This window comes from Planobispora longispora (assembly GCF_016863135.1).
In the GTDB taxonomy this organism is placed as follows: domain Bacteria; phylum Actinomycetota; class Actinomycetes; order Streptosporangiales; family Streptosporangiaceae; genus Planobispora; species Planobispora longispora.
The window spans coordinates 104,070-129,427 of the sequence record NZ_BOOH01000048.1 but is presented as its reverse complement, the minus strand read 5'-3'; the positions used below and the strand labels follow the sequence as shown (position 1 = coordinate 129,427).

Here is a 25,358-nt window from a genome sequence, read left to right as displayed (position 1 = left end):
AGGCGCCGGTCTCCGCAGCGCTGCGGGCTCCACACGGATTCCGCGGGGTCCGGGTGATGCGGGCTCTACGCGGGTTCGGCCGGTTCCGCGGGCTCGGTGAGCTCGCGGAGCCGTGTTCCCGCCTCCGTGATCTGATCCTCGTTGAAGACCGCGATGCCGTACGACTCCAGCAGGGCCGCCGTGACGCCACGGCCGGGCAGGCGGCGGCCGCGGAAGGCCCCGTCGTAGATGGTCAGGCTGCCGCAGGAGGGGCTGCCCTCCTTCAGGATGGCGATCTTGACGTCGGAGGATCTGGCGACCGCGAGCGCGGCCTGGGCCCCGGCGAGGAACGGCCGGGTGACGTCGCCGCCGTCGGCGGTCAGCACCCTGGCGGCGCCGGTGAGCACGGCCGCCCCGTCCGCGCCGCCCTCGATCTCGGCGGCCGGGCGGGGCACGGGCAGCCCGCCCTCGACCTCCGGGCAGAACGGGATCAGCCGGCCCTCGTGCCGCCAGGTGGCCAGCAGCGCGTCGCCGCTCGTCTTGGCGGCCCCGTCGTAGCGGACCTTCCGCCCCATCAGGCAGGCGCTCACCAGGATTCTCTCCATGGTCCAAGCCTATGCGCCTCGGATCGGAGGGCGGGGAGAGCGGGCAGTACCCTACCTCTCATGTCCGCAAACCTTCTGATGTCCCGATGATCGGCCCGCTCGCGACCGGTCTGATCGTCCTGGCGCTGCTGATCGCGGTGGTCAGCCTGCTGACGACGGCGCTGAACAAGGCGATGGGCAACGTGCTCCTCATCGCGCTCGGCGTGCTGGAGATCGGTCTCCTCGTTCAGGCGGGGTTCCTGATCGCCGCGCTGGTGCGGGGAGAGGGGCCGGCGGAGACGGCCACGCTGATCGGTTATACGGCGGGGACCGTGGTGATCCCGCCGATCGCGGCCTTCTGGGGGGTCGGTGAGCGCTCCCGCTGGGGTCCGGCCGTGATCGCGGTCGCGGGTTTCGCGATTCCGGGCATGGTCGGCCGGATGTTGCAGCTCTGGCAGGGGTTGGGATGAGCGGGGGAGACCGCATGAACGAGCAGGGCGGGCGCGTGGAGGGGCACGCGGAGGGGCGCGTGGACGAGCGCGGCTCCTCGGCGGAGGCCGCGCCTTCCGTCGGCGCCGGGCCGGGCCGGGTTCTGGTCGCGGTCTACGGGGTCTTCGCCCTCGCCGCCGGGGCCAGGGCGGCCGTGCAGATCGCGCGGCAGTTCGACGAGGCCCCGCTGGCCTACTCGTTGTCGGCCTTCGCGGCCGTGGTCTACCTCCTGCTGGCGGTGGCCATGGCCAGGGGGAACCGTACGGTGGCGCTGGCGGCCTGCGGCATCGAGCTGGCCGGGGTGCTCGTCGTGGGCACGTTCAGCCTGCTGGACCCCGAGGCGTTCCCGAAGGCCACGGTCTGGTCCGGCTTCGGGAGCGGTTACGTGTTCATCCCGCTCGTCCTGCCGCTGCTCGGCCTTTTCTGGTTGTCGCGCCGGCGGGCCGGCTAGCCGATGGAGGGCGCGTTGCGGCTGAGGTGTTAGGCCCGCGCCGAACCGGGCAGTGCTGCCTTCCCGATCCCAACAGGAAGGGCAGGACTGTGAGCAGCATCGAGCACTCCATCGACGTGAACGTGCCGATCAGGACGGCCTACAACCAGTGGACCCAGTTCGAGAGCTTTCCCGAGTTCATGGAAGGCGTCGAGTCGGTCAAGCAGCTGAACGACACGCGCACGGCGTGGATCGTGGAGATCGCCGGAGTCCGCCGCGAGTTCGAGGCGGAGATCACCGAGCAGCACCCCGACGAGCGGGTGGCCTGGAAGTCGCTGGACCGGCCGCACCAGTCGGGCGTGGTGACCTTCCACCACCTCACGCCGGACACGACCCGTGTCACGCTCCAGCTGGAGTACGACCCGGAGGGCTTCGCCGAGACGGCCGGTGACTGGCTGCAGATCGTCCGCATCCGGGTCCGCGGCGATCTGGAGCGGTTCAAGACGTTCATCGAGGCGCGCGGCGCCGAGACCGGCGGCTGGCGCGGGGACGTCCCCGGCCCGCAGGACCGCGGGTCCGGGCCGCTCCCCGGCGACCAGTTCCCGCCCACCTCCGGCCGGCAGCTCTGATCTGACGTCCGCCGGGAGCCCGGGCTTCCTCTCTGTCAGTGGAGAGGGACCCGGGCTTTCACATTGTCAGAAGTCGGCCGCGCGACCACGGGTCAGGAACAAACAAGCATTTCAGTCCTGTTATGGTTAACGTCATCCAATCATCCCATGAATCTGTGACGGAGGACTGAACCCGCATGAGCGTGCTCACCCAGGAAACCCGGGGCCGCACGGAAGGAACGACAGGGACACGATCCCTCGCCTGGCTCCTCGTGCTGGGAATCGTCCTCGCCGCACTGAACCTGCGCACCGCCGTGGCCAGCGTCGGGCCGGTCCTCGACCACATCGCGGCGGGCCTGGGCATGTCCGGCGCCGGGGTCGGGCTGCTCACCACGCTGCCCGTCCTCATCTTCGCCACGGTCGGCGCGGTCACCCCGGCGATGGCCAGGAGGGCCGGCGAGCACCGCCTGCTGCTGCTCGCCCTGGTCGCCCTCGGCGCGGGCCTGCTGATCCGCGCGATGGTGGACTCGGCCGAGGTCTTCCTCTTCAGCAGCGCCCTGGCGCTGTCCGGGGGAGCGGTGGGCAACGTCCTCATCCCCACCCTGATCAAGCGCCACTTCCCGGGCCGGGCCGGGACCATGACCACCGTCTACACCACGGCCCTGGCGGTCGGCACGATGCTCGCCGCCGCGGCGACCGTGCCGATCGAGCGGGCCGCCGACGGCAACTGGCACGTCGCGCTGGGCGTGTGGGCGGCGCTGGCCGCCGTGGCCGTGATCCCCTGGCTGGCCCTGCTGCGCAGCGCGCCGGAGGCGGGCTCCGGCGCCGGGACCCTCGGCATGGGGGCGCTGGTCCGCAGCAAGCTGGCCTGGGCGGTCACCGGCTACTTCGGAGCCCAGAGCATGGTGGCCTACATCATGTTCGGCTTCCTGCCCATGATCCTCATCGACGGCGGCCTCACCACCGGTCAGGCCGGGCTGCTGCTGGGCGTGTTCACCGCGATCGGCATCCCGGTCTCCATGATCGTGCCGTCGGTGGCCGCCAGGTTCGCCGACCAGCGGCCCGCGGTGGCGGCGTTCGCGGCGTTCTACGTGACCGGCTTCCTGGGCCTGTGGCTGGCCCCGGTCTCCTGGGCCTGGGCCTTCGTGGCCCTGGTCGGGATCGGGATGGGGTCCTTCCCGCTGGCGCTGACCATGCTCGCGCTGCGCACCCGGATCCCCGAGGCCACCGCCGCGCTCTCCGCCTTCGGGCAGAGCGCCGGGTACCTCATCGCGGGCGCCGGCCCGCTGGTCGTCGGCGTGATGCACGAGGCGACCGGCGGCTGGACGGCGCCGTTCCTACTGCTGTTCGCGGTGGTCGCGGTGCAGCTGGCCGTCGGCCTGTACGCCGGCCGCGCCCGCTACCTGGAGGACGAGCGGGCGCCGTCCCGCTGACGTCCGCCGGAGCGGCACACCCGTGCGGTGGTACGGCCTGCGTCTCCTCGGGGGCGACGCAGGCCGTACCGGCGTCGGGGAAGGCCGCAGCGGCGTCGGGCGAGGACCGTGCTGAGAGGATGGGCAGATGAAGATCGAGACATCGACGCTGGTCACCTATCCCGCGGGGGAGACCGGAGGGCGCTCGGCCGTCGTGGGGGTCGTGCCGGTGGGGGACCGGTACGGAGTGATCGTCGCCGAGACCCCGTTCCACCCCCTCGACCACACCTGGCCGGACCAGCCCGCCGACACCGGCACGATCGGCGGGGCCGCGGTCGCCGACTGCGTCACCGGGGCCGTGCGGGACGGCGAGGAGACCGTCCACCTCGGCGCGGACATCCCGGTCCGCCGGGGCGAGCCCGGCTGGAGCTGGCTCGTCGTCCACATCACCGGCGCGCCCCTGGAGGGGGAGGTCGATCTGGTGGTGGACGCCGGGCGCCGCCGCGCCCTGTCGGCCGGGCACACCGCCTGCCACCTGGCCGCCCTCGCGCTCAACTCCGCGCTGGCCGACCGCTGGCGCAAGGAGGCGCCCGCCGACGGGCTGGGCAGCCCCGACTTCGACCGGACCGCCATCACCTCCTCGCGGATCGAGCCGTACGGCAGCCGCGACGTCTACCGGCTGGGCAAGTCCCTGCGCCGCAAGGGCTTCACCGCCGACGGCCTGGCCGAGGACCTCCCCGAGATCGCCCGGCGGGCCGGGGACCGGCTCAAGGAGTGGATCGCGGCCGACGCCCCGGTCCGGATCGACAGTCCGGGAGCCGAGCTGACCGCGCGCCGCGCCTGGCACTGCGGCCTGCCCGAGGGCGAGGTGACCATCCCCTGCGGGGGCACCCACCTGTCCCGCACCTCCGAGCTCGGCGCGGCCGCCGTCACCCTGGAGCTGTCGGCGGACGGCTCCGAGCTGACCATGATCACCACCGTCTCCCCGCCCTGACCCGCGCGCCCGGGAGAGGAGGGCGGGCCGCCACCGGTGAGGGGAGGGTCAGGCCGCCACCGGCGAGCCGACGGCGCGCAGCGCCGCCCGCGCCGCGGCCAGGGCGCTGTGCGTGGAGACCTCGCTGAGCATGCCGGGGGCCGCGACCGCGTCACCGGCCAGCCAGACGCCGTCGCCCCGGTCGATCGCCGGGCGGTCCCGCCAGGAGAAACCGGGCAGGTCCAGGGCGCCGCTGCGGCCGTTGGACACGGCCTCCCGCCGCCAGGTGGTGCGCTCCCGCCGGCCGGGCAGTGCGAGATCGGCCAGGCGCTCCAGCCGGGCGAGCCCCTCGGCCTTCGTCTCACCCGCCCGCAGCGGCATCTCCAGCTGCGCGAGCGTGTGCCCGGCGGGGGCGAGGGTGCGGTCGGCCAGGCTGTACTGCTCGACGAACCCGCCCTCGTCCAGGTCCGAGGCGATGAACACGTCCTTCGGGCTCCGGGTGAGTCCGAGGTCGAGCAGGACCGCCCGGCCGCTCTCCCAGCGCAGGGACTCGTCGCCCAGCAGGGTCCTGGCCGCGTCCAGCGAGGTCGCGACGATCACGGGGGTGTCCTCCGGCAGGCGGTCCACCCGCGCGCCGGTCTCGATCCGCACGCCGAGCCCGCGGGCGTGGCCGGCCATCCGGTCGACCACCTTCTGCCAGCCGCCGACGACGTAGCGCGGGGCCGGGTACTGCGGCGAGCTCGCCCGCAGCGCCCGCTCCCAGACGAACGCGGCCGACAGCCGTCCGGGGTCGGCGTCGTAGGTGATGACGCCGACGAGCCCGCAGGCCGCCCGCATCGCCTCCGCGCCGAACCGCTCCGTGGCCCAGCTCCGGAAGTCCCGGTCCACCGGGGCCACCGTCTTCCGCTTGGTGAGCGCGTTCACCAGCGACCAGGGAGGGGTCAGGGTCAGGCGGCCGCCGTACCGGAACCGGGCCCGCGCGATCTCGCCGAGCGTCGGCTTGCGGAACGGCTGGACCAGCTTCCGGGCCGCCATCCAGCGCCACGGCCCGCCGTCGGAGTAGAAGACGTGCGTGCCGTCATTGGCGATGTACGGCGCGGCGGACGAGCGGGCCCGCCCGCCCAGTGCCCGGTGGGCCTCGTGGAGGGTGACGGCGGCGCCGCCCTCGGCGCACGCGATGGCCGCGGTCAGCCCGGCGAGGCCGCCACCGATGATGGTGATTTCTCGTCTCATGCCCCCACGACGCAGCCGGCGGAGACATTCGTGACATCGTTTCGCGATCAGAGGCGGGCGAGTTTCTCCGGATTGGAGACGAGGTAGATCGTCTCGATCAGCCCGTCGCTGATGACCAGGGAGAACAGCGTGATCGGCCGTCCGCCGGCGGTCACCACGGCTGCCGGAGCGCCGTTGACCTCGGGGAACTCCACGGCGATGCCGTCGGCCGCCGCGACGCCGATGGAGTCCAGGAACCGCTGGGCGCCCGCCTCGCTCGCGATCGAGACGAGCAGGCGCGCGACCTTCCGGGCGCCGGCGACGGTCCGCAGCGGGGCCTTGGCCTTCCCGCCGCCGTCGCCCACCAGGGTGGCGTCGGCGGCGAGCATCGAGATGAGCCCCTCCAGGTCCCCGCCCGCGGCGGCGCCGACGAAGCGCTCGGTGATCTCACGGCGCCGGGCCCGGTCCACGTCGAAGCGGGGACGCCGCTCCTCGACATGCCGCTTGGCCCGGCGGCCGAGCTGCCGGGCGGCCGCCTCGCCGCGCCCGATCGCCTCGCCGATCTCCGCGTACGGCAGGCCGAACGCCTCCCGCAGCACGAACACCGCCCGCTCCAGCGGGGACAGCGTCTCCAGGACCACCAGCAGCGCCAGCTCCACCGACGTGGTCAGCTCGACCCGATCGTCCACACCGAGGGTCGTGGCGACCGGCTCGGGCAGCCACTCCCCGACGTACGACTCCCGCCGGGCCCCGATCCGCCGCAACCGGTCGACGGACAGCCGCGTGGTCACCCTGATCAGGTAGGCCCGGTCGTTCTCGACGGCGTCGGCGTCCACACCCGACCAGCGCAGCCACGCCTCCTGCACGACGTCCTCGGCATCGGCGGCGCTGCCCAGGATCCGGTAGGCGACCCCGGTCAGCAGATCACGGTGTTCCTCGAAGCGCTCGACGGTCATAGAAGAAGAGACGTATCACGGACCCTTCGGCGTGACACAGTCCCGGAACGGGAATCTCCGGCATCTCACCCCGCACCGGCCGGGCACGGGATCGATGGCGCGAGACGGGCTCGGAGTCGGCTAGGATTTTCCCAGTGCCGCGCTCCGCAGAGGGCGCGTCACCCACCGCAAGGGGCTATGGCGCAGTTGGTAGCGCGCTTCCATGGCATGGAAGAGGTCTGGGGTTCGAATCCCCATAGCTCCACAGCGGGCCGTTCTTGAAATGGTCTGAAGCACGTTGACGAGATCCCGCCGATCGCCTCGATCGGACGGGATCTCGTCGTTTCTCCGGATGGTGTGACCGTCGGCGGGCTCTTGCGAGCGGGTGCGGCGGCCGTGGAGAAGGGCGCCGGCGGTGTGCGGTCACTGCGGGCGCAGCACGCTTAGCTTCAGACGATCAACGCAACGCTGCTGGTGGATGAGTGGATCGTGGCTCGGATGGGTCCGCCGGGAATGTCGGACGCGATGAAAGAGGACTTGTGTCGGCGGTGGCGCGCCGGTGACTCCATCAGCATGATCTCCCGGGCACTGGGCAAGCCCCCCGGGGTCGGTTTTCACGGTGCTGAAGCACCATGGCGGCATCGCGCCGGCCGAGCGAATACCGTGCGGTCGCCGCCGAGTAACGCGCTCAACAGCAGGTACGTCGCCCGAAACCGTCGGCGCTGCAGGACAATCCGGTGCTGCGCCGGCTGGTGATCGAACTGCTCGGCAACGAATGGTCCCCGGAGCAGATCGTGGGGCATCTACGGCTGATGCACGCCGGCAACCCGCTCATGCGGATCAGCCACGAGAGCATCTACCGCGTGATCTACACGACCCGGTGGAAGCTGATCCCGCGTGAGCTGCGCACCAAGCTGCGTACGGGCCGTCCCATCGGCAAGAGCAAGAAGAACACGGTCAAGGGCCAGTGGCGTTCCCAGATCACCGGGGCACGGCCGATCGAGGAGCACGCCCCCTCGACCCACCACGACGTGTTCGGCGATCACGATGCCGCGCGGTTGGAACTCCTCACCCGGTTTCGGGCTAGTAGGGGGTGACATCCGATGAGAAAGGCGTACATGGCCCCCCTTGATGCGACCTACCAGGAACGGGACGACGCATCATTGGTCGCTGCGTCCCTGAACGACCCCCGCTGCTTCGGTGAGCTGTTCCGGCGGCACGCTCCACCGCTGCACCGGTACGCGGCCCGCCGCCTCGGCGGCGACCTCGCCGACGACATCGTGGCGGAGACGTTCCACCAGGCCTTCCGCGGCCGGGAAGGATACGACTCCACCCGGGGCGACGTGCGAGCCTGGCTGTGGCGGATAACCACCAACCTGATCCGCCGCCACCACAGATCGGAGACCCGGTTCTACCGGGCGCTAGCCCGTACCGGCGTCGACCCGGTGCTGGAGGGCCACGCCGACGTGGTCGCCGACCGCGTCACGGCCGCTGCGGAGACCGTCCGTTTGTCAGCCGCCCTGGCGGGCCTGCGCAAGGAGGACCGCGACGTTCTTCTCCTGACCGCCTGGGGTGAGCTGACCTACCAGCAGGTCGCCGACGTCCTGGGCCTCCCCGTGGGCACCGTGCGCTCACGGGTCAACCGAGCCCGGACCAAGATCCGCAGATCCATGGGAGACCCCGCAGATGAATGAACTCGAAGTGCTGGAGAAGATGAGGTCCCGGATCCCCCTGCGCGACCCCGACGAGCTGGCCCGGGCCGTCGGGTGGGAGCCGCCCACCCGACACATCGCGCGAACCCCTCGGGGAGTCCGGCGGCGGCTCCCCGGGCTGATCGGCACCATGCGCGCGGGAACGGCGTGGCGGGTGGCGGCCGGCGCCGCGGTCCTGGTAGGGGCCGTGATGGCCGCCGTGCTCGGTCCGAGCCTCGTCCCGGGTGGCGCCGCCGGCGCGAAGTCCTACGCCAGCGCCGCCATCGACATCGTCCAGGAGGGAGGGAACTGGGTGGCCCGGATCAAGGATCCGTTGGCCGAGCACGAGAGGTACCGCGAGGGCTTCGAGTCCTTGGGGCTGGACGTCACCCTGGAACTGGTGCCGGCCTCCCCCAGCCTGGTCGGGCAGCCCGTCGTGCCCATGTTCCACCCCGGTGCCCCCGGCCCTTCCGGGCCGGCCGGTGAGTTCAGCGCCGGCGTCGAGCCCGAGGGATGCACGCCCGGTGCGCTCGGCTGCCACCTGGCCTTCCGCATCCCCGTCGGGTTCACCGGGGAAGTGCGGGCCCAGTTGGGCCGCCCGGCCCGGCCGGGCGAGCCGTACCAGACGGGTGCCGCCGCCACCGCGGAGGGCGAGGCGCTGGAAGGCGTAACCGTCAGCGGTCGCACTGTGGCCCAGGTGCTCGCCGACGTACGCGAACGCGGTCTGGACGTGGTCTACCGGCGGGTGAGGGCCGACCCGGACGCCCCCACGGTCAACTTCCTCGACGGGAAGTCGAGGCAGGCATTCCACCTGTCGTACGAGCCCGTCTCCGCCGATGCCGTCGGACAGGACTGGCTCGTGTGGGAGGCGCGGGCGCACAGCGGCCGGACGGTGGTGCTGGAGGTCACACCGACTCCGTTGGAGCCGATCGGTTCGTCCTGAACCGTGATCACCGCGTCCACCTGCAAGCCGTCTCAGGAACGGCCGCGACCAGGAGCCGGCGGCGTTCGCCCCCGAACTCGCTGAGATCGATCTTCCGCGGCGGAGCTGATCCGGCAACCGGCAGCCGTGCGCCACCGCCGTCTGCAGTCCGGGCAGATCGGCCAGGATCGGCCAGTCCGTCACACCGGCGCAGTAGGACACATCCAGGTAGGTCAGATGCGGCAGGGTCAGCAGCGGTGCCAGCGACTCCACCGGGGTCTTCCTGATCGACAGCCACTGCAGACGATGGGCGCCGCCGATCCCGTCCAGGCCGGTCAGCGGGGTGTCTTGCAGGGTGAGCCGGACGAGGCCGGTCAACGTGCCGGGCGCTTCGGGGAGGCGGTGCAGGCGTTCGCCGGACAGATCCACCTCGGTGATCGCATCCGGTGCGGCCAGAGCCGCGGCCAGCAGAGCGGCCAATCGGAAGAGCCTGCCGACGGTCACGCCGCCATCCGGGGAAACGGCGAGATCCCGTCCGCTCGGAGTGATCGGACGGGATCTCGTCGTTTTGCCGGACGTCGCGGCCGTCTGACTCTCCTGGTCACCCTGTGAGCACGCGTGCTGTACGGCCCGGCATCTCTCGCACTCGCGACCTGCCCGGTGCTCACCGATCGGATGCGGGGGTCACGTGTTCCGCGGGCGCATCGTGAACGTTGTCGCCAATGTTCCACAGGCGTGCCGTGCCGTCCGCGCCGGCGGTGGCCAGCAGGCGGCCGTCCGGGTGGAAGGCCACCGCGGAGACCGGTCGCGCCGGAAGGTGATCGATGGAGTGGACGGGATCCCGCATCGAGCTTTCCCAGGTGGCTTTCAACGTCAGGTCGAAGGAGGCGAGCCGCCGCTCGATCTCCTCGAGAGTCTCGGTTTCGACGCCCTTGATCGCCAGTATGCGCCGCTCTTCGCGGGCGGTCAGCTCGCCGAAGGTGTTGATGCCCGCGCGTTTGAGACAGCTGTAGGTGCGGACTGTGAGGTTGAGCTCCTCGATGGGCAGACCCAGATCATTCATCGAGTACGGCTGGCACAGTGACGCTTCGGGGGCCTCCCATGCCTGGCGGAGCGTCATCCTGGGCCTTCCTGTCCGTCGCGGATGCTCTGTCACCCGAGAGCGCCTCCGGACGGCGACGGGCCGACGATTCGCCAGTGTGCTCGAGCCGGCTTGTGCCCTCCTTGGAAGCGGCTGGTGAGAACCGCCTCGCGATGCGGTGCCACCGGGGACGCCGCGCGGGAACCGCGGTGCGTGGGGAGGGACGGACGCGGCGGTGTGTCGCGGGCCGCAGCGGTGGGTTCATCAGTCGTCAGCAGTGGGTTCGTCAGTCGTCGTCCTGGTTCGGCACAATTACTGGCGTGCGAGTTGGATTGCTGGGACCGTTCGAGGTCCGGAACCCCGATGGGGCCGTGGTGGAGGTTCCCGGGGCCCGGTTGCGCGCGCTGCTCGCCGCGCTCGCCCTCGAACCCGGCCGGATCGTCACGCGTGCGAGGCTGGTGGACTGGATCTGGGGGCGGCGGCCGCCCGCGGACGAAGTGAACGCCCTGCAGGCGTTGGTGTCCAGGCTGCGCAGGGTGCTGCCGGACGGGGTGATCGAGGCGGATTCCGGCGGGTACCGGCTGGCCGTGGCTCCCGACGCCGTGGACGTGAGCCGGTTCGAGCGCCTGGTCGGTCAGGCCCGTGCCGCCGAGCCCGCGGCGCGGGCGGATCTGCTGCGCTCGGCCCTGGCACTGTGGCGCGGCACGGCCCTGGCGGACATCGCGCTGCAGGACAGCGACGCGTTCGACGCCGCGGTCGCGCGTCTGGACGAACTCCACGTCGCCGCGCTCGGGGACCGGGTGGATGCGGACATCCGCCTCGGCCGCGGCTCGGAGCTGGTCTCCGAGCTGACCGAGCTGGTCGCCGCGTACCCGCTGCGGGAGGGGTTCGTGGCGGCCCTGATGCGGGCGCTCGCCGAGGCGGGGCGCGGCAACGAGGCGCTGACCCTGTACCAGCGGACGCGCGAGCTGCTCGCCGAGGAGCTGGGCGCCGATCCGTCGGCGGAGCTCTCCGCGCTGCACACCGCGCTGCTCCGCGGCGAGCTGGGCGAGCGGGCGGAGAACCGCAGGACGAACCTGCGCGCCGAGCTGACGAGCTTCGTCGGCAAGGACGCCGACATCGGCGCGGTCGCCGGGCTGGCCATGAACCACCGGCTGGTCACCTTGACGGGGGCGGGTGGCTCCGGCAAGACCAGGCTGGCCGCCGAGACCGCGCGGACGATGCTCGCCGAGCTGCCGGACGGGGCGTGGCTGGTCGAACTGGCCTCGGTGCAGTCGGGCGGTGAGCTGGCGCAGGCCGCCCTCAGCGCGCTCGGCCTGCGTGACCAGGGGTTGCTGGGTGAGGCGCGGGGCGGGGAACCGATGGATCGGCTCATCGCCGCGGTCCGCGAGCGCGCGATCCTGCTGATCCTGGACAACTGCGAGCACCTGATCGAGGCGGCCGCGGCTTTCGCGGATCGACTCCTGGGGGAGTGCCGGGGGCTGCGGATCCTGGCCACGAGCAGGGAACCGCTCGGTATCACCGGGGAGGTGTTGTGGCAGGTCGAGCCGCTCGCGCTGCCCGGGAAGGGGGCGGACTCCGCCGAGGTCGGGTCCTCGCCCGCGGTGCGGCTGCTGCGGGACCGCGCGGAGCTGGTGCGCAAGGACATCGGCTCCGACGCGCACACCTTGTCGGCCATGGAACGGATCTGCCGGGCGCTCGACGGGATCCCGCTGGCGATCGAACTGGCCGCGGCGCGGCTGCGAACCATGTCCGTCGATCAGCTGGCACGCCGGCTCGATGACCGGTTCCGCCTGTTGACCGGCGGCAGCCGTACGGCGCTTCCCCATCACAAGACGCTGCGCGCGGTCGTGGACTGGAGCTGGGATCTGCTGACCGAGGCCGAACGCGGCGTGCTGCGGCGGCTCTCGGTGTTCTCCGGCGGGGCGAGCCTGGAGGCGGCCGAACGGGTGTGCGGGAACGGGGTCGCCGGGGAGCACGTGTTCGACGTGCTGACCGCGTTGATCGAGAAGTCGCTGCTGCTCGCCGACGGCGAGGACGCGCCGCGCTACCGGATGCTCAACACCATCAGGGAGTACGCGGCGCAGCGGCTCGACGAAGCCGGGGAGACCGAATCGGCGCGCCGGGCGCACCTCGCCTGCTTCATCGAGCTGGCCGAGACGGCCGAGCCGCACCTGCGCCGGGCCGAGCAGCTGAGATGGCTGGCCACGCTGAGAGCCGAGCACGACAACATCGGTGCGGCCCTGCGCGGGGCGATCGCCGAGGGCTGGGCCCCGGAGGCGATGCGGCTGGTCGCGGCCGCGGGCTGGTACTGGTACCTGAGCGGGCACCGGGCCGAGGGCGCCGAGTTGAGCATCGCGGCGGCCTCGCTGCCCGGTGAGGTGCCCGATGAGGTGAGGGCGCTGGCATACCTCATGGTGACGTTGTTCCTGACCTCCGGGGTCGGCGGCGACCAGTACCGGGCGCAGGAGTGGATCCGCGAGGCTCACCGGTTTGCCCAGCTCAGCGGGTCCCGCCACCCGCTGCTCGGGTTCGCCCGGCTGCTGGAGCAGATGCTGCAGGCCCCGACGGGGTTCCTGCCCGCGCTCGAACCGCTCATCGCCGACGACGATCCGTGGGTGCGCGCGCAGGCCAGGCTCAGCCGCGGCCGGTTCCGGTTCATGCTCGGCGGCGACGAGACCGATGTGGACGCCGACGCCGAGATCGCCCTCGCCGAGTTCCGCGCCCTGGGCGACCGGATGGGGATCTCGCTGTCGCTGACCTTCCTGGCCGACCGGCTCGCCATGCGCGGTGAGTTCGCACGTGCGTGTGAGCACTACGAAGAGGCGGTCGTGGCGCTGACCGAGGCGGGCGCGATCGAGGACGTGGTCGGCATGCGGGCGCGGCTGGCCCAGCTGTACTGGCTGCTCGGCGATGAGCGCTCCAGCGCGTCCGCCATGGCGGACGCGCAGCGGTGCGCGGGCGGGATCGCCTGGCCGGACACGCTCGCCGAGCTGGCGCTCGCGAAGGCGCAGCTGGCGCGCTGGCGCGGCGAGCCGGACGAGGCACGCGAGCACCTGGCCGCGGTGCGGGAGGTTCTGGGCGCGGAGATGACGGGCTCCATCCGTGCCATGACCATGTTCCTGGACGGCTCTCTCACCGAGGACCTCGAGAAGGCCCGCGCGTATCAGGCCGAGGCGTTCCACTCGGTCGCGGACATGGAGCACATACATCCGCCGACGATCGCCGAGATGTTGACCGGGATCGCGGATCTCGCGCTGCGCCAGGGTGAGTACGAGCAGGCCGTGCGGCTGCTCGCGGCGAGCGACGTCGTGCGCGGCACGCCGGACCGTTCGCTGCCGGACGTCGCCAGGATCACCGCGGAGACGCGGAATCGCCTCGGCGAAACTCTGTTCGCAGAGGCGACCCGCGACGGGCGGCGACGGGACTGGCGCGAGCTGGCCGGGATCACGCTCGCTTCGTGAACGACTTGCGCGCCCACAGGTAGCCGATCAGCGAGAGTCCCGCGCACCAGGCGATCGCCGTGATGGTCGTGCCCGTCGACGGCGTGCCGGTCAGGAACCCGCGCAGGGCCTCGATGATCGGGGTGAACGGCTGGTACTCCGCGAACTCCCGCACGCCCGGTCCCATCTTGTCGGCCGGCACGAACGCGCTGCTCAGGAAGGGGAGGAGCATCAGCGGGACGCCGAGGATGCCCGCGCTCTCCGGTGTCTTCGCCGCGAGACCGGCCGCGATGGTCAGCCAGCTGATCGCCAGTGTCGCCAGGACGACGACGCCGATCGCGCCGAGCCACTCCGGGAAGCCCGCCGACGGGCTGAATCCCATCAGGAACGCGACCCCGACGACGAGTGCGATGGCCACCAGGGTCCGGAGCATGGTCGCGACCACGTGCGCGTTCAGCACCGCGGCCCGGGACACGTGCATGACGCGGAGCCGGTTGATGAATCCGGTCGTCATGTCGGCGTTCACCCCGGTCGCGGTGGGGCCGATCCCGTAGCCGATGGTCATGATGATCAACCCTGGCGTCGCGTAGTCGACGTAGTCCGTACCGACGCTGAATCCGCCGCCGAGCACATAGACCATGAGGAACATCAGGAAGATCGGCATGATGATGGCGTTGAGCAGCGTCAGCGGATTCCGCATCGTATGCCGGTAGCTGCGCCGCATCATGGTCGCGGAATCCGTCAGGGAAGCTGAGATGGCGTTCATCGTGCGTTGACCTCCTTGTTTCCGTGACCGGTGAGCGCGAGGAAGACGTCATCCAGGTCCGGTGTGTGCACCGACAGTTCCTCGACTTCGACGGAGTGCGCGTCGAGCCGATCGAGCAGCGCGCGAAGTGACTTCACCCCGCCGTCGCCGGGTACCCGCAAGGTCAGTTCATCGCCGTCCTCGGTGGACTCGTGCAGGACTCGCGCCGCGGCGTCGAGTTCGGGCCGGCTGGTGAACCGGAGCCGGACATGGCTGCCGGGAATCCGGCGCTTGAGCTCGCCGGCGGTGCCCTCGGCGACCAGCCGTCCCTGATCGAGTACGGCGATGCGGTCGGCGAGCTGGTCGGCCTCCTCCAGATACTGGGTGGTGAGGAAGATGGTCGCGCCGTCGGCGACCAGGTCCCGGATGATCTCCCACATGGTGCGGCGGCTGCGTGGATCGAGTCCCGTCGTGGGCTCGTCCAGGAAGATGATCTGCGGACCGCCGACCAGCGTCATGGCGAGGTCCAGCTTGCGGCGCATGCCGCCGGAGTAGGACGCCGCCGGCTTGCCCGCCGCCTCGACCAGGTCGAACCGGTCGAGCAGCCGGTCGGTGATCCGCCGGCCCTCCGTCTTGGGCAGGTGCAGGAGATCCGCCATCATCAGCAGGTTCTCCCTGCCGGTGAGCAGGTTGTCCACCGAGGCGAACTGCCCGGTGACGCCGATCGCCGCGCGCACCGCCTTGGCCTCCGTGACCACGTCGTGCCCGGCGACGAGCACCTTCCCGGCGTCCGGCGTCAGCAGCGTGGTCAGCACGTTCACCGTCGTGGTCTTGCCGGCGCCGTTCGGCCCGAGGAGGGCGAAGATCGTGCCGGTCCGGACGTCCAGATCGATGCCGTCGAGCACGGGCTTGTCTTTGTAGGCCTTCCGCAGCCCCGAGGCCGCAATGGCTGAACCGTTCATGGCATTCACGATCGCCGGGCGCGCTGATACCGGGCCGTCGCCGTGCTGACACGGCCGCTGACACGGCCTCCGGCCGCTTTCTCCACCGGATCCAGGCGTGCGACCTGGCCCGCTCGCTGCCCATGCTCACCGAGTGGTTGCGGATCATCAGGACCGATCCGCGGCTGCCCGTCCGCCACCTTCCGCGCGGCTGGCCCGCCGAGAAGGCGCAGCGGGTGTGCCACGCCCTGCACGAGCGGTTCCGCCCGGGGGCCGCGGAGGTCGTGGCCGGTCTGCTCGACGTCGTCCCGGACAATGTTCGGCACAATGGTGACAGCGGTGAGACATTGGCCTAACTTGAGGGCGGGATGACTCGTCCGTCGAGGAGCGCCGATGCGCAATCAGGGACTCGGCTCGTGGCCGGCGCGCAGGGCGAGGATGACGCCGGACCGGACGGCGCTGAGCCATCGCGGCGGCCGGACGACCTACCGGGAGCTGCACGCGGGGGTGAACCGGCTCGCCTCGGCCCTGCGCGATCTGGGCGTACGGCGCGGCGACCGCGTCGCGTACCTCGGGGCGAACCATCCGGCGCTGGTGGAGACCTTCTTCGCGGCCGGGACGCTGGGCGCGGTGTTCGTGCCGCTCAACACCCGCCTGGCCGTACCGGAGCTCGACTACATCCTGCGGGACGCCGGGGCCGCCGTCCTCCTGGCGGGGGCCGAGCACGCGGAGCTCGCCGCGGGTCTCTCCGCCCGGCCGGCCGACCACGGGGAGCTGGCGGCGGCGGGCGACCCCGCCCCGATCGACGAGCCCGTGGACCGGGACGAGGTGTGCCTGATCATGTACACCTCGGGCACCACGGGCCGCCCCAAGGGCGCGATGCTGACCCACGCCAACCTCACGTGGAACACCTTCAATCTGCTGGTCGACGTCCCGCTGGCGCACGACGAGGTCACCCTGATCAGCGCCCCGCTCTTCCACATCGCCGCGCTGGCCCAGACGTTGATCCCCACCGTGCTCAAGGGCGGCACGGCCGTGCTGGAGCCGGCCTTCGACGTGGGGCGGACCTTCGACCTGATCGAGTCGGAGCGGGTCACGGTCATGTTCGGCGTCCCGGCGATGTTCACCTTCCTCGCCCAGTCCCCGCGCTGGCCCGGGGCCGACCTGTCCAGCCTGCGCTACCTGCTGTGCGGGGGAGCGCCGGTCCCCGAGCCGCTGATCAGGATCTACCAGGAGCGCGGCCTGACGTTCCTGCAGGGGTACGGGATGACCGAGACGTCGCCGGGAGCGCTGTTCCTGGGGGCCGAGCACTCCGTCGCCAAGGCCGGCACGGCCGGCGTGCCGTGCTTCTTCTCCGACGTGCGGCTGGTGAGGCCCGACGGCGCGCCCGCGGCCCCGGGGGAGCCGGGGGAGGTCCACGTGCAGGGGCCGAACGTGACGCCGGGCTACTGGCGCCGTCCCGAGGAGACCGCGAAGGCGCTGTCGGACGACGGCTGGTTCCGCTCGGGCGACGTCGGCGTCGCCGACGACGACGGGTACGTCCGCATCTCCGACCGGATCGACGACATGATCATCTCTGGCGGGGAGAACGTCTACCCCGCCGAGGTGGAGGGCGCGCTGTACGGGCACCCGGCGGTGGCGGAGTGCGCGGTGATCGGCGTGCCCGACGGCACGTGGGGCGAGGTCGGCAAGGCCCTGGTCGTCCTGCGCCCGGAGGTGAAGATCGAGCACGCCGACCTGCTGGCCTACCTGGACGGCCGGCTGGCCCGCTTCAAGATCCCGAAATATGTGGAATTCGTCCCCCAATTACCCAGGAACGCCGCGGGCAAGGTGCTGAAGGGACAGCTCAGAACGGTGTACGGAGCACCGTGATCGCCTTCGGCGGGCCCGTCGCGACCGCGGCCGTCCGATGTGGGAGAAGTTCCGATGTGGGAGAAGTGATGCAGATGCGTACCAGACCCCCCTTCCGCGCCGACCACGTCGGCAGCCTGCTGCGCCCGGAGCGGCTGCTGCGGGCCCGGGACGACCACGCCGCCGGGAGGCTCCCCGCCGGACGGCTGCGCGAGATCGAGGACGAGGCGATCCGCGAGGCGGTGCGCAGGCAGGAGGAGATCGGCCTGCGGTCGGCCACCGACGGCGAGTTCCGCCGCGCGTCCTGGCACATGGACTTCATCTACCGGCTGGGCGGCGTCGCCCCGAACCCCGACGAGCGCATCGCCGTGAAGTTCGTCAACGCGCGGGGAGGGCTCGAGTTCACCTCCGCCGCGCTGCGGGTCCACGACCGGATCCGGCTCGACGAGACGATCTTCGCCGACGACTTCGCCTTCCTGCGCGACACGGTCACCACGGCCACCCCCAAGCTGACCATCCCCTCGCCCAGCATGGTCCACTACCGCGGCGGCCCCGCCTCGATCGACCCCGGCGTCTATCCCGACGTCGAGGAGTTCTGGACGGACCTCAGCGCCGCCTACGCCGAGCAGGTCCGCCGGATCGGCGAGCTGGGCTGCGCCTACCTGCAGTTCGACGACACCAGCCTGGCCTACCTCAACGACCCCGCGCAGCGGGCCGGGATCGCCGCGCGCGGCGACGACGCCGAGCACCTGCACCTGCGGTACATCAAGCAGATCAACGCCGCGCTGGCCGCCAGGCCGGAGGGCATGACGGTCACCACCCACATGTGCCGGGGCAACTTCCGGTCCTCCTGGGCCGCGGCGGGCGGCTACGACTTCGTCGCCGAGGCGCTCTTCGGCGAGCTGGCCGTGGACGGCTTCTTCCTGGAGTACGACGACGAGCGGTCCGGCGGGTTCGAGCCGCTGCGCTTCGTCCCGCCCGGCAAGACGGTGGTGCTCGGGCTGGTCACCACCAAGAGCGGCGCGCTGGAGTCCAAGGACGCCCTCAAGCGCCGCATCGAGGAGGCGGCCAAGTTCGTCGACGGCGACCGGCTGTGCCTGTCGCCGCAGTGCGGCTTCTCCTCCACGGTCGAGGGCAACGTGCTCGGTGAGGAGGAGCAGTTCGCCAAACTGGCCCTCATCGCCGAGACCGCCCGGGAGGTCTGGGGCTGACCGGGCGGTCCCACGCGGTCGCCGGCGGGCGGTTCCGCGCCGCCGTCAGGAGGCCGTCCGCGCCGTGGCGGGCTCCTCACTGAGATCCGCCCGGTGGCTCTCCCGCGTCACGAGGATGGACACCGCCGTGACCAGGCAGCACGCGGCCATCACGGCGGAGATGATCACGGTGGAGCCGCCCGACTCCAGGATGGCGGCGAAGGCGAGCGGGGCGAACCCGGCCCCGGTGGCCGCGATCTGGTAGCCGAGCGAGGCGCCGGTGTAGCGGGTCCTGGTGGCGAACATCTCGGCGTAGAGGGCGGCCAGCGGGCCGTACATGGCGGGGTGCGCGAGTGACTGGCCGAGCACGACCGCGACCGTGAGCAGGGCGGCCGATCCGCTGCTGATCAGGGGGAAGAGCGCGAAGCTCAGCAGGGCCATGGCGACCGCGCCGCCGAGCACCACCGGGCGCCGGCCGACGCGGTCGGACAGGGCGGCGAAGGCCAGGATGGCGACCACCGCGAGGGCGGAGGACAGGGTGAGGGCGTTCAGCACCGTCGGCCGGGTGAATCCCGCCTCCTCCACCGCGAAGGAGATGACGAAGGTGGTGATGGTGGCCTGCGTGACGAAGGCCGCGAAGCCCACGCCGACCGCGAGCGCGAGGGTCCCGGGCCGGCGGCGGAACACCTCCACCACCGGCATGCGCTCGACCCCGCCCCGCCGGGCGCGGGCGAACACCGGGGTCTCCTCGACCTTCAGCCGCACGAACAGGCCCAGCGCCAGCAGCAGGATGCTGAGCAGGAACGGCACCCGCCAGCCCCAGGACAGGAACTGCTCCTCGGTGGTGACCGCGGCCATGAGGGCCAGGACCAGCGAGGAGACCACCATGCCGCTGGGGGCCCCGGCGTTGGTGAACCCGGCCCACAGGCCGCGCCGCGAGGTCGCGTGCTCCGCCGAGATCAACACCGCGCCGCCCCACTCGCCGCCGATCGCGATGCCCTGCACGATCCTCAGGAGCACCAGGAGGACCGGCGCCAGGAGGCCGACCTGGCCGTAGGTCGGGAGCAGGCCGATGAGCGTGCTGGCCACCCCCATCATGGTCATGGTGATCACCAGCATCCGCTTGCGGCCCAGCCGGTCGCCGAAGTGGCCGAACAGGATGCCGCCCAGCGGCCTGGCCAGGTAGCCCGTGGTGAAGGTGCCCAGTGCGGCGACGGTCCCGACGCGCGGATCGAGGTTGGAGAAGAAGACCTGGCGGAAGAAGGTCGCCGCCGCGGTGGCGTACAGCAGGAAGTCGTAGAACTCGATCAGGCTGCCGAGGTAGCTGGACAGTACGGCCCGCCTGAGCTGGGTGGCTGACGGCTGGAGTGCGTGAGTGTCTGACATGGCGGTGCCCTGTCTGTCAGGTGGCCGGCGCCGGACGGCCACGCGTATGGCGCACATCACAATGTTGCCCAGAAAGTTAAGCAATTTAGTGACTGCCGTCAATGGAGTGCCGAACATGCGGTGCCGTCAGAAACATGACACAGGGTGTCGGGTTTCAGGTGGAGCATGGCTCCACCGGCCGGCGCCGACGGCAGACGCGGGCCGGGCGTACGGATAGACAAGGAACCCCATGCGCGAAACGCCAGAAGAGCTCGAAGAGCTCCAGACCCTTCTCGACGCCTCCCTCTCCCGCTCCACCCCGCACCTCCGCTCGATCGTCGGCGGGCGCACCCTGACCGCGGAGCAGCTCACCCGGATCCTGACCGGCATGCGCACTCTCGCCCTGTCCACCGTGACGGCGAAGGGCGAGCCGCGGATCAGCGGCGCGGACGGGCATTTCCTGCACGGCAGGTGGCACTTCGGCACGGCGCGCGGCGCCGCCAAGGCGCGCCACCTCGCCGCCCGCCCGGCCGCCAGCGTCGCGCACATGCGAGGCGAGGACCTGGGAGTGTTCACGCACGGCACGGTGGAGATCCTCAACCCCCGGGACGGCGAATCCGCCGCGGACTGGCCGGACCTGCTCGCGTACTTCAAGGACTTCTACGGCCACGACGCCTTCGACTGGGACGACGACGTGGTCTACTACCGGCTGCACCCGCACTGGATGACCGTCTACGCCACCGATTTCGGCAAGCTCACCGCCGGGTGACCCCGGACCCGGCGTCCCGCGCTCCTGCGGACCGCGGCGACCCGGCGGCCGTGCACTCTCGCACCGGGACGGCGCCGGCCGATGCGCACGGTCCACCGAGCGGTTACGCTGCCCGGGTGACTGTCCGGGTCGTCATCGCCGAGGATTCCCTGCTGGTCCGCGAGGGCGTGCAGCGGGTGCTCTCCCGTCACCCCGACATCGAGGTGGTCGCCGAGTGCGCCGACCTGCCCCAGCTGATGGGCGCGGTGGAGGAGCACGGCCCGGACGTCGTGGTGACGGACGTGCGGATGCCCCCCACCTCGACGGACGAGGGCATCCAGGCGGCGACCCGGCTGCGGCGCAGCCACCCGCGCACCGGCGTGGTGGTGCTCTCCCAGTACGCCGAGCCCGCCTACGCGGCGCCGCTGCTCGCCGAGGGCAGCGCGGGCCGGGCCTACCTGCTCAAGGAGCGGGTGGGGGAGCCCGGCCAGCTGGTGGAGGCGGTGCTGGCGGTGGTCAGGGGCGGCTCGGTGATCGACCCGGTGGTGGTGGACGCCATCCTGGCCGACTCGCTGCGCCGCAAGGCCTCCCCGCTGGCCTCGCTCACCCAGCGGGAGCTGGAGGTGCTGGCCCAGATCGCGCAGGGCAGGAGCAACGCCGCCGTCGGCCGGGCGCTGTTCCTCAGCGAGAAGTCGGTGGAGAAGCACATCAACGTGCTGTTCGCCAAGCTCGGCCTGGAGGCCGCCCCCGAGGTGAACCGCCGCGTGCTCGCGGTCCTGCTGTACCTGTCGGAGCGGCAGGCGAAGTGAGGCAGCGGTAGGGATAACACCCCTGGCGGACCGGCGGCCGGCGGGGCACCCTGAGGGGGTGGTCGAGGTGTTCATCGTCGATGACCAGGGCCCGTTCCGCGCGGCGGCGAGGAGGCTGGTGGGGCTGGTCGCCGGCTGGAGGGTCGTCGGCGAGGCGGTGTCGGGGGAGGAGGCGCTCGCCCGGGTCGCCGAGGCCAGGCCGGAGGTGATCCTGATGGACATCAACCTGCCCGGCATCAGCGGCATCGAGGCGACCCGCAGGATCGTGGACGAGCACCCCGGGATCTCGGTCGTGCTGGTGTCCACCTACGCGGCCGAGGACCTGCCGCCGGAGGCGCGCACCTGCGGCGCCGCCGGCTACATCCGCAAGGACCACCTGACGCCGTCCCGGCTCCGCGAGTTCCTCCCCGCCGCCTGACCGGCCTTCCCGCCGCTCCGCCGGTTTCCCCGCCGCCGGACCCGGAGCCCCCGCCGGTCTCCCCGCCGCCGGCCCGGCCCTTCCGGCTAACCGGCGCGCAGGGCCAGCCGGGCGGCCTGGTAGCCGCCCATCCCGTGCACCCCGGGGCCCGGCGGGGTCGCGGCCGAGCAGAGGTAGACGCCGGGCAGCGGGGTCCGCCAGGGGCGCGCCGAGTACACCGGGCGGCCCGCGAACTGGCGCACGTCGGCGAGGCCCGCCCCGATGTCGCCGCCGACGTAGTTGGCGTTGCGCTCCTGCATGGCGGCGCAGTCCAGGGCGTGCCTGGCCAGGACGCGGTCGCGGAAGCCGGGGGCGAAGCGCTCGATCTGGTCCTCGATCGCCGCGGTCATGTCCACGGCGGAGCCGTTGGGCACGTGGCAGTAGGCCCACAGGGTGTGCCGGCCCTCCGGGGCGCGGGACGGATCGGCCACGCACGGCTGCACCAGCAGCACGTACGGCCGCGCGGGGTGGACGCCCCGGGCCACCTGCGCCTCGCTGAGCGCGATCTCCTCCAGCGTGCCGCCCAGGTGGACCGTGCCGGCCCGGCCGACCGCCGGATCCTTCCACGGCACCGGCCCGTCCAGGGCCCAGTCCAGCTTGAAGACGCCGGGCCCGTACCGGTAGCGGGCCAGGCGGCGGGCGTAGCGCGGCGGCAGCCGGTCGCCGGCCATGGCGAGGAACTGGCGCGGCGTGACGTCCAGCAGGACCGTGCGCGCGGGCGGCAGGCCGGCCAGGGAGGTCACCCGGTGCCCGGCCACGGTCTCGCCGCCCAGCTCGCGCAGCCGGTCCACCATCAGGTCGGCCAGCCGTTGCGAGCCGCCGCGCACCACCGGCCAGCCCGCGTGGTGGGCGAGGGCGGCCAGCGTCATCCCGAAGCCTGCGGTGATGGGGGAGCGCAGGTCCAGCATGGAGTGGGCGGCCATCCCCGCCAGCGCGGCCCGCCCCGGGACGGTGCGGAAGGCCAGCCGGGCCAGCACCGTCGCCGGTTGCGCCCCGAGCACCCCGAACCGGGCGGCGGCCAGCGGCGCCCGGGGCAGGCCGAGCGGCGCCAGCAGGGTGTCCACCAGCGGGTCCCCGGCGCGGGCGGTCGCCCCGATCACGGCCTGCCAGGCCCGCCCGTCGCGGCCGAGTCCGGCGGCGGTCTGCGCCGGGTCGCGGTGCACCAGCACGGCGGAGCCGCCGTCGAGCGGGTGCGCCACCGGGAGCGGGGCGTGGGCGAAGTCGACGGGCAGGGCGAGCGAACGGAACGCGGCCGAGACTGCGGCCATCGGCAGCGCCGTCGCGCACACGTCGTGCGTGAACCCCGGCAGCGTCAGCTCCTCGCTGCGCAGCCCGCCGCCGAAGCGCTCCGCGGCCTCCAGCAGCAGGACCCGGCGTCCCGCCCCGGCCAGGGTCAGCGCCCCGGCCAGGCCGTTCGGCCCGGAGCCGACCACCACCGCGTCGAACCCGTCCGCCCTCATGTTCGCGTCCCCCTCCCGCCGCCGGAGCCGTTCCCGTTCACCCTTCCACTCCCGTCCCGCCGTCGTCATGTCCTCCGCGCCGGTCTGAGCAGCGGCACCTCCCCCCGGATCCGGGTTCCGGCGCCGGGGCGCGACTCCACGGCGAGCCTGCCGCCGATCGCGCCCAGCCGGTCCCGCATGTTGACGAACCCGTGTCCCCGCTCCTCCACCGTGAACCCGACGCCGTCGTCGGCCACCTCGAAGCGGAGCGAGGAGTTCGCGACCGACACCTCCACGGTGACGGCGGCGCCGTCGCCGGCGTACTTGCCCGCGTTCTGCATGGCCTCCAGGCAGCAGAAGTACACCGCGGCCTCGATCTCCTCCGAGTACCGGCCCGGCAGGTCCACCTCGACCGCGCACGGCAGCGGCGAACGCCTGGCCGCCGAGTTCAGCGCCTGGCCGAGGCCGTGGTTGCGCAGCAGCGGCGGGTAGATGCCGTGGGCCAGTTCCCGCACCGCCGTGATGGTCTGCTGCACGTCCTCCCGCAGCTCTCCGAGGAGGGCCTTGACCAGGTCCGGGTCCTCGTCGGCCAGCTCGGTGGCCAGTCCCAGCTTCACCGAGAGCGCCACCAGGTGCTGCTGGGCGCCGTCGTGCAGGTCCCGCTCGATGGCGCGGCGGGCCGCGTCGGCCGCGGTCACGATCCGCAGCCGGGACGCCTGGAGCTCCTCGTTGCGCCGCCGCAGCTCGTCCAGGGACGCCTGGAGCGCCGAGTCCAGGCGCATGTTGTGCAGCGCCAGCCCGACCTGGCGGGCCAGCTCGACCAGCACCCGGTCGTCCTCCTCGGTGTACGGCAGGCCGTCGCCCGGCCTGCGCACCATGATCAGCCCGAGCAGCTCGCCCAGGTGGGAGACGGGCGCCACCCTGATCGGCGTCCCGTCCGGGTGCCCCGCCAGCAGCCCGGGCAGCCAGATCGCCAGCCAGCCGGCGCCGGACACCCGCGTCCTGCCCACCACCACCCGCTCCCGCTCGTCCAGCTCCAGCCGTTCCTGGGGCCGGTCCGGCACGCTCACCGCGCGAGTCAGGATGCCGTCCGATCCCACCCACACCTCCGCCCCGGCCTGGCCCAGCGTCGCCCGCAGCGACTCCGTGAGCTGGAGCAGCAGCTCGTCGAACGGCACGGCGCGGCTCATCCGGGCGCCGAAGGTGGCCAGCAGCTCCTCGGGCGGCACCTCGGCGCGCCCGATCAGGGAGTGCGCGGTGGCGGTCATCCGGGCCCGGAACGGCAGCGCGAGCACCGCCACCACGCCCGCCGCGGCCATGCCGGCCAGCAGGATGTCCCGCTCGCCCTCCTCCGGGACGCGGCCCAGCCCGATCACCATCACCAGGTACACCGCGGCGATCATGGCGGTGAATCCGGAGACCACGACCGCCTCGGTGAGCGCCCGCTCCCCGGCCCGGGCGGTCGCGGGCAGAGCGCCCAGCGTCACCCCCAGCGGGATCAGCGACAGCGTCGCCAGCACCCAGGGCAGCGGGTCGGCCGGGACGCCCATCAGCAGCCTCAGCGAGAGCAGCACCGCGGTGGCCGCACCCGCCAGCAGCGCGGTGGCCGCGGTCCACTGCAGCGCCGCGCGTTCCCGGGCGGAGGCGCGCATGCAGCGCAGCGCCATCGCCGGGCCCGCCACGGCCGCGCAGCCCGCGAACGCCAGGCCGAACCGGAGCCCGGAGCCGGGGTCGCCGTCCCGCAGGAGCAGCGCCGTCCAGACGCCGCCGCCGAGCAGGACCGCACCCGCCGCCAGCCGCCGCCACGGCGAGCCCAGCCGCCCGCCGGGCAGTTCGAGCGCCAGGCAGAACCAGCCTCCGATCACGACCGGGACCGCGGCCGTCCACGCCGCCGCGGCCGCCTGGGCCGCCGCGAGCAGCCCGGCGCCGCGCGCCAGCGCGCGGGCGTCGTGGCGGGGCGCCAGGACCAGCGCGACGGCCGCCCACGCCACGGCCAGAGCGACGGCCACCGCCGAGGCGGCGCCCATCACCCCGCCCTCCCCGTACGGCCGCTC

General features: G+C 72.5%; 25 protein-coding genes and 1 tRNA gene. 17 read left to right on the top strand and 9 right to left on the bottom strand.

What is annotated here, in order from left to right; translation table 11 throughout:
- Positions 1–65: 65 nt before the first annotated feature.
- A complete protein-coding gene (locus Plo01_RS29045; protein WP_203893895.1) occupies positions 66–584 on the bottom strand; it encodes a 2-thiouracil desulfurase family protein in 519 nt (172 codons plus the stop codon).
- A gap of 86 nt (positions 585–670) precedes the next feature.
- On the opposite strand from Plo01_RS29045, the gene Plo01_RS29040 reads away from it, so the two are divergent.
- The 5 genes from Plo01_RS29040 (at position 671) to Plo01_RS29020 (ending at position 4,496) form a co-directional block, all read left to right on the top strand.
- Complete coding sequence (locus Plo01_RS29040; protein ID WP_203893894.1) at positions 671–1,033, top strand: hypothetical protein; 363 nt, start codon at positions 671–673, stop codon at positions 1,031–1,033.
- A 14-nt stretch (positions 1,034–1,047) separates the two neighbouring features.
- Positions 1,048–1,503: a hypothetical protein gene (locus Plo01_RS29035; RefSeq protein ID WP_239317270.1), complete on the top strand. Its 456-nt coding sequence runs from the start codon at positions 1,048–1,050 to the stop codon at positions 1,501–1,503.
- 89 nt (positions 1,504–1,592) lie between these two features.
- Complete coding sequence (locus Plo01_RS29030; protein WP_203893893.1) at positions 1,593–2,111, top strand: SRPBCC family protein; 519 nt, start codon at positions 1,593–1,595, stop codon at positions 2,109–2,111.
- Between the two features lie 176 nt (positions 2,112–2,287).
- Positions 2,288–3,523 carry an MFS transporter gene (locus tag Plo01_RS29025; RefSeq protein ID WP_203893892.1) on the top strand — a complete coding sequence of 412 codons (1,236 nt, stop codon included), beginning with the start codon at positions 2,288–2,290 and terminating at the stop codon, positions 3,521–3,523.
- Positions 3,524–3,650: 127 nt separating this feature from the next.
- Positions 3,651–4,496 (top strand): alanyl-tRNA editing protein, encoded by an 846-nt coding sequence (locus tag Plo01_RS29020; RefSeq protein ID WP_203893891.1) that lies wholly within the window; start codon positions 3,651–3,653, stop codon positions 4,494–4,496.
- Positions 4,497–4,544: 48 nt separating this feature from the next.
- Here Plo01_RS29020 and Plo01_RS29015 read toward each other — a convergent pair whose 3' ends face one another.
- Together Plo01_RS29015 and sigJ are read right to left on the bottom strand one after the other, a co-directional pair.
- Positions 4,545–5,708 carry an NAD(P)-binding protein gene (locus Plo01_RS29015; RefSeq protein WP_203893890.1) on the bottom strand — a complete coding sequence of 388 codons (1,164 nt, stop codon included), beginning with the start codon at positions 5,706–5,708 and terminating at the stop codon, positions 4,545–4,547.
- Positions 5,709–5,755: 47 nt separating this feature from the next.
- Positions 5,756–6,643, bottom strand: coding sequence for an RNA polymerase sigma factor SigJ (sigJ, locus tag Plo01_RS29010; RefSeq protein WP_203893889.1), 888 nt, complete (start codon positions 6,641–6,643; stop codon positions 5,756–5,758).
- A 171-nt stretch (positions 6,644–6,814) separates the two neighbouring features.
- Between sigJ and Plo01_RS29005 the strand changes: the two genes are divergently transcribed.
- The 5 genes from Plo01_RS29005 (at position 6,815) to Plo01_RS28985 (ending at position 9,847) form a co-directional block, all read left to right on the top strand.
- A tRNA-Ala gene (locus Plo01_RS29005) sits at positions 6,815–6,887 on the top strand.
- Between the two features lie 472 nt (positions 6,888–7,359).
- Complete coding sequence (locus Plo01_RS29000; RefSeq protein ID WP_203893888.1) at positions 7,360–7,719, top strand: hypothetical protein; 360 nt, start codon at positions 7,360–7,362, stop codon at positions 7,717–7,719.
- A gap of 21 nt (positions 7,720–7,740) precedes the next feature.
- Positions 7,741–8,316 carry an RNA polymerase sigma factor gene (locus Plo01_RS28995; RefSeq protein ID WP_203893887.1) on the top strand — a complete coding sequence of 192 codons (576 nt, stop codon included), beginning with the start codon at positions 7,741–7,743 and terminating at the stop codon, positions 8,314–8,316.
- The gene (locus Plo01_RS28990) at positions 8,309–9,256 is read left to right on the top strand and encodes a hypothetical protein (RefSeq protein ID WP_203893886.1); all 948 of its coding nucleotides are present in this window, start codon (positions 8,309–8,311) and stop codon (positions 9,254–9,256) included. Before Plo01_RS28995 ends, Plo01_RS28990 begins: the two co-directional genes overlap by 8 nt.
- Positions 9,257–9,541: 285 nt before the next feature.
- Positions 9,542–9,847 (top strand): hypothetical protein, encoded by a 306-nt coding sequence (locus tag Plo01_RS28985; RefSeq protein ID WP_203893885.1) that lies wholly within the window; start codon positions 9,542–9,544, stop codon positions 9,845–9,847.
- 52 nt (positions 9,848–9,899) lie between these two features.
- Here Plo01_RS28985 and Plo01_RS28980 read toward each other — a convergent pair whose 3' ends face one another.
- Positions 9,900–10,355, bottom strand: a complete 456-nt coding sequence (locus Plo01_RS28980; protein ID WP_203893884.1) for a WD40 repeat domain-containing protein — start codon at positions 10,353–10,355, stop codon at positions 9,900–9,902.
- A gap of 281 nt (positions 10,356–10,636) precedes the next feature.
- On the opposite strand from Plo01_RS28980, the gene Plo01_RS28975 reads away from it, so the two are divergent.
- Entirely contained in the window at positions 10,637–13,780 is a 3,144-nt protein-coding gene (locus tag Plo01_RS28975; RefSeq protein WP_239317268.1) for an AfsR/SARP family transcriptional regulator, read from the top strand.
- Here Plo01_RS28975 and Plo01_RS28970 read toward each other — a convergent pair.
- Positions 13,764–14,525 (bottom strand): ABC transporter permease, encoded by a 762-nt coding sequence (locus Plo01_RS28970; protein ID WP_203893883.1) that lies wholly within the window; start codon positions 14,523–14,525, stop codon positions 13,764–13,766. The genes Plo01_RS28975 and Plo01_RS28970 overlap by 17 nt on opposite strands.
- A complete protein-coding gene (locus tag Plo01_RS28965) occupies positions 14,522–15,466 on the bottom strand; it encodes an ATP-binding cassette domain-containing protein (RefSeq protein WP_203893882.1) in 945 nt (314 codons plus the stop codon). Before Plo01_RS28965 ends, Plo01_RS28970 begins: the two co-directional genes overlap by 4 nt.
- A gap of 122 nt (positions 15,467–15,588) precedes the next feature.
- On the opposite strand from Plo01_RS28965, the gene Plo01_RS28960 reads away from it, so the two are divergent.
- From Plo01_RS28960 to Plo01_RS28950, 3 genes are all read left to right on the top strand, one after another.
- Entirely contained in the window at positions 15,589–15,801 is a 213-nt protein-coding gene (locus tag Plo01_RS28960; RefSeq protein ID WP_203893881.1) for a PaaX family transcriptional regulator C-terminal domain-containing protein, read from the top strand.
- 37 nt (positions 15,802–15,838) lie between these two features.
- Positions 15,839–17,317 (top strand): acyl-CoA synthetase, encoded by a 1,479-nt coding sequence (locus Plo01_RS28955; protein ID WP_203893880.1) that lies wholly within the window; start codon positions 15,839–15,841, stop codon positions 17,315–17,317.
- A gap of 74 nt (positions 17,318–17,391) precedes the next feature.
- Positions 17,392–18,507 carry a 5-methyltetrahydropteroyltriglutamate--homocysteine S-methyltransferase gene (locus tag Plo01_RS28950; protein ID WP_239317264.1) on the top strand — a complete coding sequence of 372 codons (1,116 nt, stop codon included), beginning with the start codon at positions 17,392–17,394 and terminating at the stop codon, positions 18,505–18,507.
- 45 nt (positions 18,508–18,552) lie between these two features.
- Here Plo01_RS28950 and Plo01_RS28945 read toward each other — a convergent pair whose 3' ends face one another.
- Positions 18,553–19,872 (bottom strand): MFS transporter, encoded by a 1,320-nt coding sequence (locus Plo01_RS28945; protein WP_203893878.1) that lies wholly within the window; start codon positions 19,870–19,872, stop codon positions 18,553–18,555.
- Between the two features lie 229 nt (positions 19,873–20,101).
- On the opposite strand from Plo01_RS28945, the gene Plo01_RS28940 reads away from it, so the two are divergent.
- The 3 genes from Plo01_RS28940 (at position 20,102) to Plo01_RS28930 (ending at position 21,826) form a co-directional block, all read left to right on the top strand.
- On the top strand, positions 20,102–20,620 hold the full coding sequence (locus Plo01_RS28940) for a pyridoxamine 5'-phosphate oxidase family protein (RefSeq protein ID WP_203893877.1): 519 nt from the start codon (positions 20,102–20,104) through the stop codon (positions 20,618–20,620).
- Positions 20,621–20,736: 116 nt separating this feature from the next.
- A complete protein-coding gene (locus tag Plo01_RS28935) occupies positions 20,737–21,408 on the top strand; it encodes a response regulator transcription factor (RefSeq protein WP_203893876.1) in 672 nt (223 codons plus the stop codon).
- Positions 21,409–21,466: 58 nt separating this feature from the next.
- Positions 21,467–21,826, top strand: a complete 360-nt coding sequence (locus Plo01_RS28930; RefSeq protein WP_203893875.1) for a response regulator — start codon at positions 21,467–21,469, stop codon at positions 21,824–21,826.
- A gap of 86 nt (positions 21,827–21,912) precedes the next feature.
- Here the strand turns inward: Plo01_RS28930 and Plo01_RS28925 are convergent, their stop codons facing one another.
- The gene (locus Plo01_RS28925; protein ID WP_239317262.1) at positions 21,913–23,394 is read right to left on the bottom strand and encodes a phytoene desaturase family protein; all 1,482 of its coding nucleotides are present in this window, start codon (positions 23,392–23,394) and stop codon (positions 21,913–21,915) included.
- A complete protein-coding gene (locus Plo01_RS28920) occupies positions 23,391–25,331 on the bottom strand; it encodes a sensor histidine kinase (protein ID WP_203893874.1) in 1,941 nt (646 codons plus the stop codon). The genes Plo01_RS28925 and Plo01_RS28920 overlap by 4 nt, the downstream gene beginning before the upstream one ends.
- Positions 25,332–25,358: the final 27 nt, after the last annotated feature.

Bases quoted from the DNA above. Each gene is read 5' to 3' on its own strand.
- Plo01_RS28955 (WP_203893880.1), top strand. From the start codon at position 15,839: ATGCGCAATCAGGGACTCGGCTCGTGGCCGGCGCGCAGGGCGAGGATG.
- Plo01_RS29035 (WP_239317270.1), top strand. From the start codon at position 1,048: ATGAACGAGCAGGGCGGGCGCGTGGAGGGGCACGCGGAGGGGCGCGTG.
- Plo01_RS29040 (WP_203893894.1), top strand. From the start codon at position 671: ATGATCGGCCCGCTCGCGACCGGTCTGATCGTCCTGGCGCTGCTGATC.
- Plo01_RS28945 (WP_203893878.1), bottom strand. From the start codon at position 19,872: ATGTCAGACACTCACGCACTCCAGCCGTCAGCCACCCAGCTCAGGCGG.
- Plo01_RS28925 (WP_239317262.1), bottom strand. From the start codon at position 23,394: ATGACGACGGCGGGACGGGAGTGGAAGGGTGAACGGGAACGGCTCCGG.
- Plo01_RS28920 (WP_203893874.1), bottom strand. From the start codon at position 25,331: ATGGGCGCCGCCTCGGCGGTGGCCGTCGCTCTGGCCGTGGCGTGGGCG.
- Plo01_RS28980 (WP_203893884.1), bottom strand. From the start codon at position 10,355: ATGACGCTCCGCCAGGCATGGGAGGCCCCCGAAGCGTCACTGTGCCAG.
- Plo01_RS29015 (WP_203893890.1), bottom strand. From the start codon at position 5,708: ATGAGACGAGAAATCACCATCATCGGTGGCGGCCTCGCCGGGCTGACC.
- Plo01_RS28985 (WP_203893885.1), top strand. From the start codon at position 9,542: ATGGGCGCCGCCGATCCCGTCCAGGCCGGTCAGCGGGGTGTCTTGCAG.
- Plo01_RS29045 (WP_203893895.1), bottom strand. From the start codon at position 584: ATGGAGAGAATCCTGGTGAGCGCCTGCCTGATGGGGCGGAAGGTCCGC.
- Plo01_RS28965 (WP_203893882.1), bottom strand. From the start codon at position 15,466: ATGAACGGTTCAGCCATTGCGGCCTCGGGGCTGCGGAAGGCCTACAAA.
- Plo01_RS28970 (WP_203893883.1), bottom strand. From the start codon at position 14,525: ATGAACGCCATCTCAGCTTCCCTGACGGATTCCGCGACCATGATGCGG.
- Plo01_RS29020 (WP_203893891.1), top strand. From the start codon at position 3,651: ATGAAGATCGAGACATCGACGCTGGTCACCTATCCCGCGGGGGAGACC.
- Plo01_RS28995 (WP_203893887.1), top strand. From the start codon at position 7,741: ATGGCCCCCCTTGATGCGACCTACCAGGAACGGGACGACGCATCATTG.
- Plo01_RS28940 (WP_203893877.1), top strand. From the start codon at position 20,102: ATGCGCGAAACGCCAGAAGAGCTCGAAGAGCTCCAGACCCTTCTCGAC.
- Plo01_RS28990 (WP_203893886.1), top strand. From the start codon at position 8,309: ATGAATGAACTCGAAGTGCTGGAGAAGATGAGGTCCCGGATCCCCCTG.
- Plo01_RS28950 (WP_239317264.1), top strand. From the start codon at position 17,392: ATGCGTACCAGACCCCCCTTCCGCGCCGACCACGTCGGCAGCCTGCTG.
- sigJ (WP_203893889.1), bottom strand. From the start codon at position 6,643: ATGACCGTCGAGCGCTTCGAGGAACACCGTGATCTGCTGACCGGGGTC.
- Plo01_RS28960 (WP_203893881.1), top strand. From the start codon at position 15,589: ATGCTCACCGAGTGGTTGCGGATCATCAGGACCGATCCGCGGCTGCCC.
- Plo01_RS29025 (WP_203893892.1), top strand. From the start codon at position 2,288: ATGAGCGTGCTCACCCAGGAAACCCGGGGCCGCACGGAAGGAACGACA.